The sequence below is a fragment of the Oceanicaulis sp. genome (assembly GCA_040112665.1).
Lineage (GTDB): Bacteria > Pseudomonadota > Alphaproteobacteria > Caulobacterales > Maricaulaceae > Oceanicaulis.
The window spans coordinates 2,445,839-2,461,429 of the sequence record CP157796.1 but is presented as its reverse complement, the minus strand read 5'-3'; the positions used below and the strand labels follow the sequence as shown (position 1 = coordinate 2,461,429).

The following is a 15,591-nucleotide window of genomic DNA, read 5'->3' as shown; positions in this document are numbered from 1 at the left end:
CTTGCATGGACGTGCGTGAAACCGCCCGGACCGATCCATGCTGAACCGCCACCTGATCGCCTATCTGCCCGTCTACGCCGCCCAGGCACTGGTCGGCTTCGGCGCGATCGCGGTGTTCACCCGGATCCTCACGCCCGAAGAATACGGCCGCTATGTCCTGCTCTTCGCGGCCGCCTCGCTCGCCGGCACGCTGGTCTTCACCTGGATCGACGCCGCCGTTGCGCGCCATCACGCCCGCGCGGCAGCCCGGGGCCGCCTGGCCGGTCATCTGTTCACCGCGGCGCGGCTCTATCTGATCATCGCCCTGCCCGCGATCGGTCTCGGCGCGGCGGCGATCGCGCTGCTGCCTTTCGAGCCTGCCTTGCGCGCCGCAGCCGGCTTTGCTCTGGCGCACACGATCATCCGCTCGGGGCTCAGCCTGTGCCTTGAAAGCCGCCGTGCAGGCGGTCAGGCCTGGCGATATTCGCTCATCGAGACCTTCACCCTGTCGGCCGGCTTCGCGCTCGGCGTCATCTTCGTCGCCGCAGGCGGGCTCGGCGCGGCGGGACCGTTCGCGGGCATGGCGCTGGCCGGCGCGATCGCGCTCGTCATCGACGCGCCGGTCCTGTTTAGCCGCGCCCGCAGGGACCGCGCCGACGCCCCGCGCGCGGCGGCCTTCCTCGCCTATGGCGGCCCCGTGGCGGTTTCTCTGATCTTCGAAGGGCTTCTGTCGACCGGCGACCGGTTCGTGATCGCCGCGCTTCTGGGTGAAGCGTCCACCGGGGCCTACGCGGCGGGCTATGCGCTGGCGGATCGTTCGCTTTCGATCGTGTTCCTCTGGCTGGGCACGACGACCGCACCGCTTCTCGTCCTCGCACTCGAAAACCATGGCCGCGCCGCGGCCCAGGATGTCGCGCGGCGCACCGCAGGCCTGATGGCGCTCATCGGATTTCCCGCCGCAGCCGGCCTCGCTCTTGTCGCCGAGCCCGCCGCGCACCTGCTGATCGGCGCGGAGATCGCCGGTCCCGCCGCCGGCATCGTGCCCTGGATCGCGCTGTCGGGCCTGATGAACGGGCTGATGACCTTCTATTTCCACGAGGCCTACACGCTTGGGCGCAAGCCGCGCCTGATGGCGCTGGTGATGAGCGGCGCGGCCGCGCTCAATCTCGTCCTCAATCTGATCCTCACGCCGCGCTTCGGCATCGAGGGCGCGGCGGCGTCGACTGTGCTCGCCTACGCTGCGGCTCTGACCATCTGCGCGGTCCATGGCCGGAGGATCTTCCCGCTGCCCATCCCGGTCAGCGCCTGGGCGCGCGCCGCTGCGGCGACCGGCGTTATGGCGCTCGCCGTGACGGCCGTCCCTTCGACCGGGCCCGCCCTCGCCGTGCTGCTCTTCAAGATGGCCGCCGGCGCGGGGGTCTATGCGATGGCTGCGCTCGCGCTCGACGCGGGTGGCTGCCGCGCGCTGCTCGGCGGCCTCGTGCGTCCGCCCGCGAAGGAGGCGCAGGCATGAGCGCGCTCATCGAGGAACACGCCAACCTTGCCGCCGCCGGCGCCGAAGCGATCCGCCTGTCAGTGCTGATCCCGTTTCACCGCGACGATCCTTCCGGCCTCATCAAGCAACTCGCCGCGGACGCGCCGTCAGGCGTCGAACTCGTCGCCTTCGACGACGGCGCGCCCGATGCGGCGCTGACAGAGCGAGTAAAGACTTCGGTTCAAGGCGTTGAAACACCAGCCCGCCTCGTAGTCGCCCGCGTGAATTTCGGCCGCTCGGGCGCGCGCAACCGGCTCGCGGCGCGGGCGCGCGGCGAATGGCTTCTGTTTCTGGACGCCGACATGCGCACCGAGCCGGGCTTCCTTCAGCGTTGGCTCGACCATATCGCCGAAGCTCGCGCCGACGCCCTGTTCGGCGGCTATGCGCCCGTCGCGCCGGAAAGCCCCGCCCATAAAGTCCACGCCGCTTTGGCGCACGCGAGCGACGTACGCAGCGCGGCCGAGCGTGAGACGGCGGGTCCGGTGGCGATCTGCTCGTCCAATCTCGCGGTTCGCGCCTCCGCCTTCATCCTCTTCGACGAGGGCTATGAGGGCTGGGGCTGGGAGGATGTCGACTGGGCGCTGAGCTTTGCGGCGCGCGCCTGCACCGGTCATGTCGACAACCCCGCCGGCCATGCCGGGCTGGAAAGCGTTGAGGGCCTGATCGCCAAGTTCGCCCGCTCGGGCCCGAATTTCGCCCGGCTTCTGGATCGGCACCCGGATTACGCGGCGCGGCCCGGCGCGCGCCTCGCCCTGGCCGTCCGCCGGTTCAGGATCGGACCGCTCGCCCGGCTTACGGGCGCGATCGCGGCCCGCGCCGGCTTCGCCCCGGTCGCGCTCAGGGTCGCCGGTCTCAAGCTCTATCGCGCCGGCGTCGCGGCACGGAGTCTCTCACGATGAACGCGATCTACACCCCGCCTTCCGGGCTTCACGGCAAGCTGCGCCGCTATGCGGCTCGCGCGCTCGACCGGACGCCGCTGAGCTACCGGCTCGATCGCACGCTCGTGAGTTTCAGTTTCGACGACGTGCCGCAAAGCGCCGCGACCACCGGCGCGGAGATTCTCGAACGCTTCGGCTGGCGCGGCACATTCTACGCCGCTGCGGGCTTCACCGAGCGGACGACGCATCTGGGGGCCATGCACACCGACGCCGATCTCGCCCGGCTCGAGGCGTCCGGTCATGAAATCGGCTGTCACACCTTCGCCCATGACGACGCCGGGGGCGCGCCGGTGGCCGCCACCCTCGCCGATTGCGGCCGCAATCGCGACCGGCTGCGCCATGGCGGGGTGAAGGCGCCGCCGCGCACCTTCGCCTTTCCTTACGGCGAAGCCCGGCCGGGCCTGAAATCGGCGCTTCTGAAGCCCTACCGCGCCCTGCGCGGGGTGCGCCCCGGCGTGAACCGGACCGGCGCGGACAGGGGCCTTCTGAACGCCGTGCCGCTGGACGGCGGCGAGCCGGGCCTGGCGCGCGCGCTCGACTATATCGAGGACGCCGCGCTCAGCCCGGGCTGGTTGATCTTCTTCGGCCATGACGTGCGCGAAAACCCGAGCGAATGGGGCTGCACGCCGGCCTTCCTCGAAACCGTCTGCGACGCAGTGCGCCGAGCCGGCTTCGAGGTCGACACGATGGCCGGAGCGCTGGAAACCATCGAGGCGGCGCAGTGAGCCTCACCGTCCTCATCCCGACTTTCAGACGGCCCGACAGCCTGAAACGCGCGCTTGAAAGCGTGTTCAATCAGACAAGAACGCCGGACGAAATCGTGGTCGCCGACAACGCGCCCGAAGCGAGCGCCCGCGGGGTGGTGGAGGCGCTGGCCGTCCATGCGCCCTGCCCGCTCGCTTACGTGCATGCGCCAGAACCCGGCGTGGCGAACGCGCGCAACGCCGGCTTCGCCGCGGCGGCGGGCGATCTCGTCGCCCAGCTCGACGACGATGAAAGCGCCTCGCCGGGCTGGCTCGCCGCTCTAGACGACGCTCGGCGCGAAACCGGCGCTGACGTGGTGTTCGGCCCTGTGAGCGCCGAAGCGCCCGATCACGCCTCAGCGCTCGTAAAGGCCTATGCCGGCCGACTTTACGACCGGCGGCCGGCGTTCGAAACCGGCGAGATCGGCAAGCCTTTCGGCTGCGGCAATTCGCTGATCGACCGGACACGGCTCGCCCTGCCAGACCCCGTCTTCGATCCCGCGCTCAACGAGACCGGCGGCGAGGACGACCGGCTGTTCACCGCTCTCGCAAACGCCGGAGCTGTGTTCGCCTGGGCGGCCGAGGCGGAGGTCGTCGAGCATGTCGAGGGCGCGCGGGCGAACTGGTCCCATCTCCTCAAGCGCAGCTTCGCTTACGGTCAGGGCCCGTCGCAGACCGCCGCCCATCTCGGCCGGCCGCTCGGCGTTGCAGGCTGGATGATCGTCGGCGCGGCTCAGCTGGCGATCTACGGCGCGCTGGCTGCACCCGCCCGCCTCGCCGGCGCGGGCGCCTGCGCGGCGATGATCGACCGCGCGGCGCAGGGCGCAGGCAAGCTCGTCTGGTTCGACCTCGCCGCTCCGCGCTTTTACGGCGTGGCCAGGCTGGAACGCTCGGCGTAGAGCTTCGCAAGCGTCGCGCTCAACAGAAGCCAGACAAGCCCGTTCTGTTCCAGAAGCACGCTTTCGGTCATCGAGATCACGAGCCAGGCGGTCAGGAAGGGCAGCGCCCAGTAGGTCTCGATCCCCGCAAACAACCGGCCCGCCGCCTTGGCGAACCCGGTCAGAACCGTGACGGCGGCGAAGACCGTCGCAGGCACGCCGACCGCCAGCGCGGTTTCGAGCCAGGCGTTGTGCGCGGTCGGCACGGGCCAGGCGGTGATCTGGCGCACCCAGTGCACCGGCCCGTCCTTCACCTCCCAGAACGCGCCGTAGCCGTAGCCGGTGAGCGGCCGCTCGGCGATCTGCCCGGTGAGCACGGCCCAGATGTCGGTACGGCCGGTGAGCGTGGCGTCCCGTCCGAGCGCTTCGAGAATGACGCCCGGCCCGACGATCAGAACGCCCGCGAGCGCGGCGACGCCGCAGCTCAGCGCGAAGACCGCGAGCGCGGCGAAGCCGAACCCGCGGCGTGCGAGCGCGATGCCCAGCGGGCCGCCGACGCAGATCAGACAGGCGCCGAGCGCGGTCTTGGACGTCGACAGAAGCACCAGCCCCACGCCGAGCACGACGAAGCCGAGCCAGATCCGGCGCTCGACGGCGTCAGGCGCGGCGGCGGCCGCAGCGCAGAACGACAGGCTCGCCCAGGCCATCACCGCGCCCAGCGTGTTCTTCTCCCACCACAGCCCGCGCCATGCGCCGACATGAACCTCGGCCATAACCCCGAAGCCGGGAAACAGCGCCCCTGCGACGAAGCTGCCGATCGCCAGCACTGCGAACATCACCGCCAGAAGCCGGATGAGATCGCGCCAGTCGTATCGCGCCGCGAGCCAGAGCCCGAACACCGCCGTCATCAGCACGGCGAGGCCGCGCCGCGCGCTCGTGCCTGGATCGATCGACCACACCGACGAGACGATCGCCAGCCCAGCGAGAACCAGCACCGGCCAGGCCCTGAGCGCAGTGCGCCAGACCCGCGCCGGGCTCAGCGCGATGAGGCCGAGAGTTGCGAGATAGACCGGCGGCCAGACGAGCCGCAGCACCGCCGAGCCTTCAGGGTCGGCCGGATCGGCCAGCAGCGGCGCGATCAGCGCGTTCGAATACAAAAGCAGGCAGATGAGCGCGATCCCGGCCTCGAGCAGCGGCCAGAACGCCAGCTGCGGAGCCGCGCCGCGCCAGCGGGCGGACAGCTCGGCGGCGGTCATCGCCGCTCCGGCGCGCGGTTCACCACGACGCCGAGCACCCGGCCCCCCGCCTCCTCGATCCGCTCGGTCAGCCGTTCTGCCTCAGACCGGCGGCTGCCGCGCGCGTCGGCGACAAGAATGACGCCGTCAAGATCGGCCGCCAGCGCAGGGGCGGCCGCCGAACCGAACGGGGCGTCGACGAGCACGAGGCCGCAGGACTGGCGCGCCCGCGTCCACCATGCCGATGACCCGTGAAAGGTGACCCGTTTCACTGCGCCGGGCTTTCTCTGAAACTCGCTGATGAAAACCGGCGCATCTTCGCAGCGCCTGAGCGCGAGCCGGCCTGCGCCTTCTGGCGCGACGCGCCAGAAGCGGTCACCGCCGAGCTCGCCGGCATAGGCCTGGCAGTTGAGCTTTGCCCGCGAGGCCTGTGTATTTGCTGAGAAATCAAGATCAATGATCCAGGTGGGACGGCCCGTCTCCCGGCAGGCGGCGTGCGCCAGAGCCGCAGCCACGGTGCTTGCGCCCGCGCCCTCGGAGACCGGCGCGACCATGACCGCGCGCCCGTCCGCGCCGCCCGTGAGGCGGCGGGCCAGCCCGCTCAGTTCGGTCTCGAGATCATGCGTGCGCAACCGGCCGCTCCCCGTCGTTCGCTGGTCAGCGTATTGCGCCTTGGTTAACGGTGCGCTGACGGCTGCGCTTCGCCGAGACGGGCGAGCACGGGCAGGTGGCGCGCCGGCGGACCGGCCCGGTCCGTGCGCCGGGCCTGATCGCGCCGCCCAGGACGATCCGGGCCCTGCGGGGCGGTTCCGGTCGCACTGCGATGGTCGAGATAGCCCGCCAGCAGCGCCACGAATACGCCGCACCCCAGCGCGAAGACGAAGGCCGCCATGACGGCCGGCCTGCGCAGCGAATCCGGGCGTGCGGGCGGCGCAGCGCGCTCGACGACCCGCACAGCGTCCGCCGCGCCGGGCGGGGCGTTGCGGCGCGCCGAAGCGTCGGCGGCTTCGACCGACAGAAGCTCGGCAGCGCCGGCGCGGGCCGTCGCCGCGCGCACCAGACGGTCGTGTTCCGGGGCAAGGCCGCGTAGGCGATCGGCCTCGGCGCGCGCGTCGCGGAGCTGGATCTGCAGCGCAGCGGCGAGGCGTTCCTGACCGCGTGCAAACGCGTCCTGCTGCAGCCGCTCCTGCTCGAGTTCCTGCCAGATCGGATTGATCCCGGTGCGGGTCTGGCCCCGGCCGTCCGCCCCGCCCGCGTCGATGAAGGCGCGCAGCGCGGCGATCTCCCGATCGACGGTCTGGACGGGCGGCGCGTCGGGCAGGTAGCGCGACAGAAGCTCCTCGCGCCGGACCTCGAGATCGAGCAAGCGCCCGGTCACCGAGTTCTCGACGTAGAGCGCGATCTCCTGCGGGATTTCTCTGAGCCGATCGTTCAGCGAAGCGGCGAAGGCGCGCGCCTGCGAGGCTTCGGCTTCGGCGCTGAGCGTACGGGCCTGCAGATCGGCGATGCGTTGCAGCACGGCCTGACGTTCGGTCTCGAAATCGGCGATGTTGTTGGCGTTGAGGAACACCCGCAGCGCCTGCTCGGCGCGGGCGGCCTCGGCCTCCGCGGCGGCGAGCCGGCCTTCGACCGCGCCCTCGGGGCCGCCGACCAGAAGCTCGACCCGATAGGCGAGATAGGCGTCGATGAGGGCGTTGAGCGTGTTCGCCGCGCCTTCGGGCGTATCGCCCTCGAAGCTCGCCGACAGGACGCTGGCGTTCGGCGCGCGGCTGACCGCGAACCCTTCGCGCAGCGCCGCGACGGCCCGGGGGTCGGCAGCGCCGGTCCGCGCTTCGAGCGCCCGGCGGCGCACCGCGTCGGAATTGAGGATCTCGGTCTCCGACTGCATGACCTGATCGAGCGTGAACGCGCCGCCCGACCCCGCAGCGCCCGGGGTCAGATCGCTCTGGTCGAGAATGACGAGCAGCCGGCTCTCCGCGCGCCAGACCGGTTCGAGCGCGAACCAGGCCAGGACCGCCGCGGGAACGAAGACCAGCACGGTGACGAGAATGGCGAGGAGCTTTTTCGTCCAGACGAAGGCGGCGAGGTCGAACAGGTCGAGCTCGCGCGTTTCGGCGCGCGCATGGGGCTCGCCGGCCCCGGACTGAGCCCCGCGGTCGTTCATGTCCGCATCTGGCCCGGACGCGCTTAATTTTTTCTTAGCCGAAACCGGCCGAGGTATCTTGAACGCAAGTATTTTCGAGGCGGTGCATGACCCTCAACCGACGCGACGCCGTTCTGGTCCTGGCGGCGCTGTTCGCAAGCGCCTGTTCCAGCCGTGCGCCGGAGCCGCCCCGGCGCGGCTTCGAGCCTTCGCGGTTCCAGCCCTGGAGCGAGAGCGCGCCGGCCTACCGGCTCTATCCTGGCGATACGATCGAGGTGACGGTGCACACCGCGCCCGAGCTTTCCGGCGTACGGGAGATCGGGCCGGACGGGCGGGTCAATCTGCCGCTCGTTGGCGGGGTCGCCGTGACAGGACTGAGCGCGCCGGAAGCCGCCCGCGCGATCGCGAGCCGATATTCGTCCGTGCTGCGCGATCCGATCGTGGAGGTGCGCCCCGAAAGCTTCGGCTCGCAGACCATCATCGTCGGCGGCGAGGTCGGAACCCCCGGGCCTATCGAACTTCCCAACGCACGCACCGGCGTGCTTGAAGCGGTCATGCTCGCAGGCGGGCCAACGCCGCGGTCACGCCGCCGCGAGGTCGCGGTGCTGCGCCGTGCGGAAAACGGCGGCGTCATGCTGCGCACGGTCGATCTGGCCGCCGCGCTGGACGGCCGCAACGCCGATCTCGTCCCCCTCGCCCGGCACGACATCGTTTTCGTGCCGCGCTCGACCATCGCCGAGATCAACGATTTCCTCGATCAGTACGTGCGCGGCATCCTGCCGGTGGACGCGGCCTTCAGCTACGCCCTGGCCGACCGCCTGTTCAACAGCGAGTGACCTATGCGCCTAGTGACGCGTGGAGAGCCATTCGCGCGCCGCGCTGAGCGCCGCCTTGATGTCGTCAGGGTCCATGTCGGCGGCGACTTCGCTGCGATAGTGCTTGGCCGGCTCGCTGCCCATCAGGGCGGCGAGATTGAACCATTTGTGCGCCTCGACGAAGTCGACCACGCCGCACTGGCCGGTCGAATACAGAAGGCCCAGCTTGCACAGATCCTCGCCGGTCGGGTCCAGATTGACCGCGTCGTGCGCCTGAGCGGTTTCCACGTCGGTGAAAGCCATGATCGTCGTCCCTTGCCTTGGCGGCGAACCGGGAGGTTTCCTCCTCGTCTCCGCCGCGTCCCACCATGCACGCCAATCGCCTTTTCGGTCTGAAGCGTACGAGAAGGACTTTGACGCGGGGGGGGTAAGCGCAGGGTTAATCCGAATCAGGAATAATGCCTTTTAACCGTTTATTTTCGTTAGATATTCCTACCCAGGATTAACCGGGTGGCGCTGGCGTCCACCCGTTCGAACAGGCCCGGCGCACCGCCTCGGGACCGGATCAGCCCTGCGATCAGAACCCAGAGCACGAAGGCGAAAGCCGCGCCCAGCAAGGCCAGGGCGATCATCGCCTCACGGTCTGGAGCGGCCGCCCGCCGCGGAAGGTCAGGCGCACGGGCGAGACCGAACACGTCCGCGCCCTGAAGCTCGATGAGCGCACGCAGCCGGCCTTCGGTTACACGGGAAATTTCCGCGAGCGCTTCGGCGTCCTCAGGCCGGCGCAGCAGCGTTGCGGCGCGCACCGCGGCGACCGCGCCCTCGTTGCGGCGCACTTCGGACAGCGCCAGCAAAACCGCCTCGCGTTCGCGAACGCGCACCGCGCGCTGATACTCGCCGGCGGCCAGCGCGGCTGCTGCTTCATGGCGCGCAGGCTGAGTGTGCGCGTCGCGCGCCTCGGTCAGAACCGGCATGGACGCCGCGAGCATCGCTTCGCGGCCCAGCGTCGCGTCGCGCCCGAGAAGCAGTCTTTCGAGAAACGCCGCGTCAGCTTCACCGGTGAAAGCGGCGGCCTTCAGGATCCGCGCTCCGATCTGCGCTTCGCCGTCGAGCCCTGCTGCGAGCAGGGCCAGCACCGCGCGGGCCGGATCGGAGTCGGTGGGGGGCGCTGCGGCGCAGCCGGCGACCTCGGTCCGGCTCGTACGCGCCAGCGCGCAGCCCTGCAGAACCAGATCGCGCACATCGCCGAACATGACGCCCGGCCCGTCCAGCCCCGGCGTTGCGGCGAGCACGAGCGCCCGGTCGCCGGGCTCGACGAACCAGGCTTCAGCGTCGCGCGCCGCGGCCCGGTAAAGCCGGCCGGACCGATCGAGCCGGGTGTGGATCCGTGCCGGTGCGAAAATGAGCGCGGCCGGATCGTGACCGGCGCGATCGCCCTCGTCGAGGCGCGCTTCGATCACCTCGCGCAGCGCCCGCTCGCGCCGCCAGGCGGGCAGCGCCCTAAGATCGGCCTCGATGAGTTTTCGCCTCACCCCGGTCTCGCCGAGGATCTCCAGCGCCAGCGCCTCCCGCCCTGCGAGCGCGGGATAGCTCGCCGCGACCGACCGGGCGAGCGCGAGATCGGGCGCGGCGCGCGAGGGCGCCAGCGCATCCTCCATCATCGCGACCCAGTCGGCGTAAGGCGCGCGCGTGGACGCCGCGAAGGCGGCGTCGACCCGCTCGGCGAGGTCTGGACGCTGCATGGACATAGGCGCGCCCTCGACCGTCCGCCAGCCGAATACGGCCGCACCGGTCAGCAACACCAGGAAGATCGCCGGGCGCAGAACCGCGATAAGGAGCCGCCAGAGCGCGTAGACGATCTTGTTTGGGAAGGGCGCAAGGAAGGGATCGCGCGCTCCATAGCGCACGCTATAGCTCGCCCCGCTGCTGCGTGAGCGCGTCATGGTCGTCCCCTCAACCACCCCTCGCCTCACGTTAGACGCATGGCGGCGCATGAGGAAGAGCGGCGCGGGCTGCACCTGCGACGATCCGGCCTGAACAGGACCGCTTCACCTTACTAGGCGGGCGGCGTAAACACCCCTCATGACCGACACCGTGCTTTCCGACACCCTTCGCCCCGTCTCCTTCGCGCTCGCTGCGCGCGATCCGGACGCCTTCGCCCGCGAGCTCGGCCGCAGCTTCCGGGAGACCGGCTTCGCCGTGGTGAGCGACCATCCGGTCGATCCCGGCGTGATCGATCGCGCACTGGAAGACACCAAGGCCTTCTTCGCGCTGCCCGAAGCGGCCAAGCGCGCCTATTTCGATCCCGCCGGCGCGGGCCAGCGCGGCTACACCCCGTTCGCCACCGAGAACGCCAAGGGCATGGCGGCGAAGGATCTCAAGGAATTCTGGCATCGCGGCCGGGACCTTCCCGAAGGTCACCCCTACGCCGAGGTCATGCCGGCGAACATGGCGGTCAGCGAGATCGCCCGCTTCGATGAAAGCACGAAGGCGCTCTACGACGCGCTCGACGAGATGGGCGCGGTGCTGCTCAAGGCGATCGCGCGCGATCTCGGGCTGGAAGAGGACTGGTTCGCCGGCACGGTCGATCACGGCAACTCCGTGCTGCGCCTGCTGCACTACCCGCCCATCGAAGGCGAGCCGAACGGCGTGCGCGCTGGCGCGCATGAGGACATCAACGTGATCACGCTGCTGCTCGGCGCCGAAGAAGCCGGGCTTCAGGTGAAGACCAAGTCCGGCGACTGGCTGCCCGTCCAGCCGCCCGAAGGCGCGCTGGTCATCAATATCGGCGACATGCTGCAGCGGCTGACCAATAACGTGCTGCCCTCGACGACCCACCGGGTGGTCAATCCGTCCGCCGAGCGGATGAAGTTCCCCCGCTATTCCACGCCGTTCTTCCTGCACTTCAATCCGGACTTCCTGATCGAGACCCTGCCCGGCTGCGTCACCGAGGCGAACCCGAACCGCTATCCCGAGCCCATCACCGCGCACGCCTATCTCGAAGAGCGGCTGCGCGAGATCGGCCTGATGTAGCGGTGGACGCCTCCGCGCTCAGACGACGTATCGCGCTCAGCGCCGGACTCGCCGGTGCGGGCGTCATCGCCTGGCGCGCCGGAGAGGCGGCGTCCGGAGCGGGCCCGCTCGCCTTCCTCGTCTCAGGGATCGGCATGGGCGTGTTTATCGTCGGCGCGATCCTGCTCGCAGGCGCGATCCTGCAAGGGCGCGCATCGAAAGCGCTCGACGTGATGACCGAACCGGCTTCGCGCGCGGTCACCCTGAGGGCGCTCTACGGCGCGATCGGCGCTGTGCTGGTCGCCGGCGGGCTTTCGGTGCTCGGTTCGACCACAGGCGTTCTCCCGCCTGCGCCCTTCGATCTGCTGCTCGCGATCGGAACCGGCGCCTTCCTGTTCGTGCTGGCGCACGGCCAGTCCGGACTGGCCAGGGGCTGAGCGGTCAACGCTTTCGCCTGGGCTTTCGCCAGCGGCGCGCCTGCAGGATGAAGCCGGTCACCAGAAGCCCCATACCCACCAGGATCACGGCGATCAGCGCGGTGACCGGAAAACTGGCATATGTCACCTTGACGTTACCTCGCAGATAGCGCAGAAAGTAACCTGCCAGTTACATTCAGGGGAGAGCCGAGATGGACCTCGCTGACAAGCTCAACGCACAAATTCGCGTTCTCTTCGTGCTGAACGCTGCCGGGTTCTTCCTCTGGCAGAGCGGCGACGGGTTGGCCGGATCGGCGCAGATCGGAGGCGAGATCTCGGAGTTGGCCCGGCTCGTCTCGATCATCGGTTTTGCGATCTGGGTCATCGCCCTCTTCGTCGTGCTCGGGCAGACATGGCGCGCAAAACGCCTCGGCGTATACGACGTGTTGAGCGACGAGTGGGCGCAGCGCGCCAGGGCGCGCGCCGGCGAGGCGGGGTTCTGGATCGTCACCGTCGGCGTCGTGCTAGCGATGACGGCGACGAATTTCGGCATCGACGGTCAGCTCTTGCTCAAGGCGCTCACCGGCCTGGCGGTCGCGGGGTATCTGGGCGCCTATGTCTGGTTCGACAGCCGGCATGAGGGAGAGGAATGAGCGCCGAGCGCCTCGGCAACCGCATGAAAGCACTGCGTGCCGAAGCGGGCCTGACCCAGGCCGAACTCGCCGCCGCGGTCGGTGTGACCAGAAAGACGATCAACACGGTGGAGAACGCCGTCTTCACCCCCTCCGCCCTGCTCGCGCTCAAGATTGCGCGGGCGCTGGGCCGGAGCGTGGAGGAGGTGTTTTTTCTCGAGCCGGATTAGTCAGTTGGCGACTCTGAGCCAGCCGCCTCCGCAGACCCGCCCGCCATGCGGATCTCGGGGGCCTGCTTGATATAGACGTCGCGCTGCGGGAACGGGATCTCCACGCCGTTTTCATGCAGCGCCTCCCAGACGGCGAGGTAGACGTCGCTGGTGACGTTCGCCAGGCCGTTCTGCGGATCGGTGATCCAGAAGCGCAGATCGAAATTCACCGAGCTGTCGCCGAACTCCATCACGTTGCAGACCGGGTCCTTGTCGGGCACGACCCGGTTCACGGTCCGCGCGGCGTCCTGCGCGATCTTCTGAACGAGCTTGAGATCGCGCTGGCCGTAGCTGACCCCGAATGGCGCGTGCAGGCGCACGACCCGGTCGGACCGCGACCAATTGATCACCCCGTTGGTGATGAAGTGGTCGTTCGGGATCAGCATCTCCGTGCCGTCCCGCGTGCGGATCGACACGTAGCGCGACTGCATGCCCGTCACCCAGCCGAACGTGCCGTCCAGCGAGATCGCGTCGCCGGGCTTGATCGACTTGTCGGCCAGAAGCGTGAACCCGGCGGCGAAATTCGACACGGTGCGCTGAAGGCCCAGGCCCACGCCGATGCCGACCGCGCCGGAAAAGATCGCCAGCGTGGCGAGATTGAAGCCCGTCATCTGAAGCGCGATCAGCAGCGCCAGAACGGGCAGCAGGATGCCCAGGGTCTTTGAGATCAGCGCCTTGAAGGCGGGGCTCAGCTCCTCGGCCTTGTCGAGCTGCTGGTTGATCGCACGGGTCGCAAAGCTCGCCAGCCAGAACAGCACGGCGAAATAAATGAGCGTCCGGAGCACGTCGAGCAGGCTCAGGCTGACCGGCTCACCCTCGTCGGTTTCGCCCAGCGGTATGGCGAGGGCCTGCAGCTGAACGATCACGTCGTCGAGCAGGCCGAACACGTCCAGCGCCGCGATCGGCCAGGCCAGGTAGAAGGCGACGTTGGACCAGAATTTCGAGCGAATGATCAGCGTCACCGCCCGGATGATCAGCCAGGCGGTCATAAGCGAGATCGCCGCCGAGACGATCTCCACCGGATGATCGATCGAGCCGAGCACGACCCGTATCAGCGTCAGCACCACGTAGAGCGCCAGCGGCGTCATCAACGCCAGCAGCGCTGAAAGCAGGCGACGGGCGACGCCGATCTCGAAGCGCTTCTTCGTGGCCGCCTGAAGAAGTTTCTTCAGCCTCGGCCCGAAGATCAGCGCCGGAATGATCGCGGCGGCCACCAGGCCGAGCTGAACGGCGACCTCGAGATTGAGAACCTCGGCTTCGATCCAGCGCAGAAGGTGCTCGAGCCGCGGCGCGATCTCGTCGACGGGGACGATTTCGGTGAGCGCCGATTCCAGCCCGACACGGTCTTGCGGCGCCGGTGCAGCGTCCTCTGCGGGCGTTTCCTGTCTCAAATCACGCTCGTCGAAATCTGTTCGGAGCATGAAGAGTTACGCGGATCGGCAGCTGCGGCAAGCCGGGCCTACCCCAAGAGCTTCTTCTGAAGGATCTCGTTGACCGCCTGGGGGTTGGCCTTGCCCTGCATGGCCTTCATCACCTGGCCGACGAACCAGCCCATCGCCTTGGGCTTTTCCTTGACCTGGGCGGCCTGTTCGGGGTTCGCCGCGATGAGGTCGTCGACGACCTTTTCGATCGCGCCGGTGTCGGTGACCTGCTTCATGCCGCGGTCCTCGACGATCTTCGCCGGGTCGCCGCCTTCGCTCCACAGGATCTCGAACACGTCCTTGCCGATCTTGCCCGAGATCGTGCCGTCCTCAATCAGCGCGACGAGCCCGCCGAGCTGGGCCGGGCTGACCGGGCTCTCGGTGATCGACAGGCCTTCCTTGTTGAGCCGGCCGAACAGCTCGTTATTGACCCAGTTCGCCGCGAGCTTGGCGTCGCGGCCTTCGATCACGGCCTCGAAATAGTCCGCGCGGTCCTTGTCCGACGCCAGCACCGAGGCGTCGTATTCCGACAGGCCCAGCTCGGAGACGAAGCGCTTGCGCTTTTCCGCCGGCAGCTCGGGCAGGTTCGCCCTGATGTCGTCGACGAAGCTTTCTTCCAGTTCCAGCGGCAGCAGATCGGGATCGGGGAAGTAGCGGTAATCGTGGGCTTCTTCTTTCGACCGCATGGAGCGGGTCACGCCCGTGTTTGCGTCGAACAGCCGGGTCTCCTGCTGGATCTTGCCGCCGTCTTCGATGATGTCGATCTGGCGCTTCGCCTCGTACTCGATCGCCTGCATGATGAAGCGCAGCGAGTTCACGTTCTTGATCTCGCAGCGCGTGCCCAGATGGCTGAACGAGCCGGTCTCGCGGAATTTCTCGTACGCGCCGGGCTTGCACACGGACACGTTCACGTCCGCGCGCATCTGGCCCTTCTCCATGTCCCCGCCGCAGGTGTCGAGATAGCGCAGGATCGTGCGCAGCGTGCGCACATAGGCCGCCGCGTCGCCGGGGCTGCGCACGTGGGGACGCGAGACGATCTCCATCAGCGCCACGCCGGAGCGGTTCAGATCCACATAGGTGGCGTTGGGATCGAGATCGTGGATCGACTTGCCCGCGTCCTGCTCGAGATGCAGGCGCTCGATCCCCACCACGAAACGCGAGCCGTCGTCGCGCTCGCATTCGATCTCGCCCTCGCTCACGATCGGATGGGCGAACTGGCTGATCTGATAGCCCTGCGGCAGGTCGGGATAGAAATAATTCTTCCGGTCGAAGCGCGAATACCGGTTGATCTGCGCGTTCAGCCCCAGCCCGGTGCGCACGGCCTGGGCCACGCACGCCTTGTTGATGACCGGCAGCATGCCCGGCATGCCCGCGTCGACCAGGCTGACCTGGGTGTTCGGCTCGGCGCCGAACTCGGTCGCCGCGCCGGAAAACAGCTTCGCGTTCGATTTGACCTGGGCGTGGACTTCGAGCCCCACCACGATCTCCCAGTCCCCGGTCGCGCCGGGCAGGCGGTAGCTGTGATCGGTGTCGTCGAGCGGCATGGCGGCGTCCTTGCGGGAAAACGGTCAGGTCT

The 15,591-nt window shown here is 68.9% G+C and carries 17 protein-coding genes; 9 read left to right on the top strand and 8 right to left on the bottom strand.

What is annotated here, in order from left to right; translation table 11 throughout:
* Positions 1-37 precede the first annotated feature (37 nt).
* From ABL308_12065 to ABL308_12050, 4 genes are read left to right on the top strand one after another with little or no spacing between them, the layout of a single operon-like run.
* Complete coding sequence (locus ABL308_12065) at positions 38-1,492, top strand: lipopolysaccharide biosynthesis protein (protein ID XBQ15682.1); 1,455 nt, start codon at positions 38-40, stop codon at positions 1,490-1,492.
* A complete protein-coding gene (locus ABL308_12060) occupies positions 1,489-2,412 on the top strand; it encodes a glycosyltransferase family 2 protein (protein XBQ15681.1) in 924 nt (307 codons plus the stop codon). Before ABL308_12065 ends, ABL308_12060 begins: the two co-directional genes overlap by 4 nt.
* The gene (locus ABL308_12055; protein XBQ15680.1) at positions 2,409-3,176 is read left to right on the top strand and encodes a polysaccharide deacetylase family protein; all 768 of its coding nucleotides are present in this window, start codon (positions 2,409-2,411) and stop codon (positions 3,174-3,176) included. Before ABL308_12060 ends, ABL308_12055 begins: the two co-directional genes overlap by 4 nt.
* A complete protein-coding gene (locus ABL308_12050; protein XBQ15679.1) occupies positions 3,173-4,093 on the top strand; it encodes a glycosyltransferase family A protein in 921 nt (306 codons plus the stop codon). The genes ABL308_12055 and ABL308_12050 overlap by 4 nt, the downstream gene beginning before the upstream one ends.
* On the opposite strand, the gene ABL308_12045 is transcribed toward ABL308_12050, so the two are convergent.
* The 3 genes from ABL308_12045 to ABL308_12035 are packed head-to-tail and all read right to left on the bottom strand — an operon-like array spanning position 4,060 to position 7,471.
* On the bottom strand, positions 4,060-5,328 hold the full coding sequence (locus tag ABL308_12045) for an O-antigen ligase family protein (GenBank protein XBQ15678.1): 1,269 nt from the start codon (positions 5,326-5,328) through the stop codon (positions 4,060-4,062). The genes ABL308_12050 and ABL308_12045 overlap by 34 nt on opposite strands.
* Entirely contained in the window at positions 5,325-5,939 is a 615-nt protein-coding gene (locus tag ABL308_12040; GenBank protein ID XBQ15677.1) for a hypothetical protein, read from the bottom strand. Before ABL308_12040 ends, ABL308_12045 begins: the two co-directional genes overlap by 4 nt.
* A gap of 44 nt (positions 5,940-5,983) precedes the next feature.
* The gene (locus tag ABL308_12035) at positions 5,984-7,471 is read right to left on the bottom strand and encodes a Wzz/FepE/Etk N-terminal domain-containing protein (GenBank protein XBQ15676.1); all 1,488 of its coding nucleotides are present in this window, start codon (positions 7,469-7,471) and stop codon (positions 5,984-5,986) included.
* A gap of 86 nt (positions 7,472-7,557) precedes the next feature.
* Between ABL308_12035 and ABL308_12030 the strand changes: the two genes are divergently transcribed.
* Positions 7,558-8,286, top strand: coding sequence for a polysaccharide biosynthesis/export family protein (locus ABL308_12030; protein XBQ15675.1), 729 nt, complete (start codon positions 7,558-7,560; stop codon positions 8,284-8,286).
* Between the two features lie 9 nt (positions 8,287-8,295).
* On the opposite strand, the gene ABL308_12025 is transcribed toward ABL308_12030, so the two are convergent.
* Positions 8,296-8,568, bottom strand: coding sequence for a hypothetical protein (locus ABL308_12025; GenBank protein ID XBQ15674.1), 273 nt, complete (start codon positions 8,566-8,568; stop codon positions 8,296-8,298).
* 179 nt (positions 8,569-8,747) lie between these two features.
* Complete coding sequence (locus ABL308_12020) at positions 8,748-10,208, bottom strand: hypothetical protein (protein ID XBQ15673.1); 1,461 nt, start codon at positions 10,206-10,208, stop codon at positions 8,748-8,750.
* A gap of 139 nt (positions 10,209-10,347) precedes the next feature.
* Here ABL308_12020 and ABL308_12015 point away from each other — a divergent pair, with 139 nt between their 5' ends.
* Positions 10,348-11,298 carry a 2-oxoglutarate and iron-dependent oxygenase domain-containing protein gene (locus ABL308_12015; GenBank protein ID XBQ15672.1) on the top strand — a complete coding sequence of 317 codons (951 nt, stop codon included), beginning with the start codon at positions 10,348-10,350 and terminating at the stop codon, positions 11,296-11,298.
* Positions 11,299-11,300: 2 nt separating this feature from the next.
* The gene (locus tag ABL308_12010; protein XBQ15671.1) at positions 11,301-11,714 is read left to right on the top strand and encodes a hypothetical protein; all 414 of its coding nucleotides are present in this window, start codon (positions 11,301-11,303) and stop codon (positions 11,712-11,714) included.
* A gap of 4 nt (positions 11,715-11,718) precedes the next feature.
* Here the strand turns inward: ABL308_12010 and ABL308_12005 are convergent, their stop codons facing one another.
* Positions 11,719-11,841, bottom strand: coding sequence for a hypothetical protein (locus ABL308_12005; protein XBQ15670.1), 123 nt, complete (start codon positions 11,839-11,841; stop codon positions 11,719-11,721).
* 64 nt (positions 11,842-11,905) lie between these two features.
* Here ABL308_12005 and ABL308_12000 point away from each other — a divergent pair, with 64 nt between their 5' ends.
* Both ABL308_12000 and ABL308_11995 read left to right on the top strand, forming a co-directional pair.
* A complete protein-coding gene (locus ABL308_12000; GenBank protein ID XBQ15669.1) occupies positions 11,906-12,346 on the top strand; it encodes a hypothetical protein in 441 nt (146 codons plus the stop codon).
* Positions 12,343-12,555, top strand: coding sequence for a helix-turn-helix transcriptional regulator (locus ABL308_11995; GenBank protein XBQ15668.1), 213 nt, complete (start codon positions 12,343-12,345; stop codon positions 12,553-12,555). Before ABL308_12000 ends, ABL308_11995 begins: the two co-directional genes overlap by 4 nt.
* Here the strand turns inward: ABL308_11995 and ABL308_11990 are convergent.
* Positions 12,552-14,015 carry a mechanosensitive ion channel domain-containing protein gene (locus ABL308_11990; GenBank protein ID XBQ15667.1) on the bottom strand — a complete coding sequence of 488 codons (1,464 nt, stop codon included), beginning with the start codon at positions 14,013-14,015 and terminating at the stop codon, positions 12,552-12,554. The two genes, ABL308_11995 and ABL308_11990, sit on opposite strands and share 4 nt — an antisense overlap.
* Positions 14,016-14,053: 38 nt before the next feature.
* Positions 14,054-15,559 (bottom strand): Asp-tRNA(Asn)/Glu-tRNA(Gln) amidotransferase subunit GatB, encoded by a 1,506-nt coding sequence (gene gatB, locus ABL308_11985; GenBank protein XBQ15666.1) that lies wholly within the window; start codon positions 15,557-15,559, stop codon positions 14,054-14,056.
* Between the last annotated feature and the right edge of the window lie 32 nt (positions 15,560-15,591).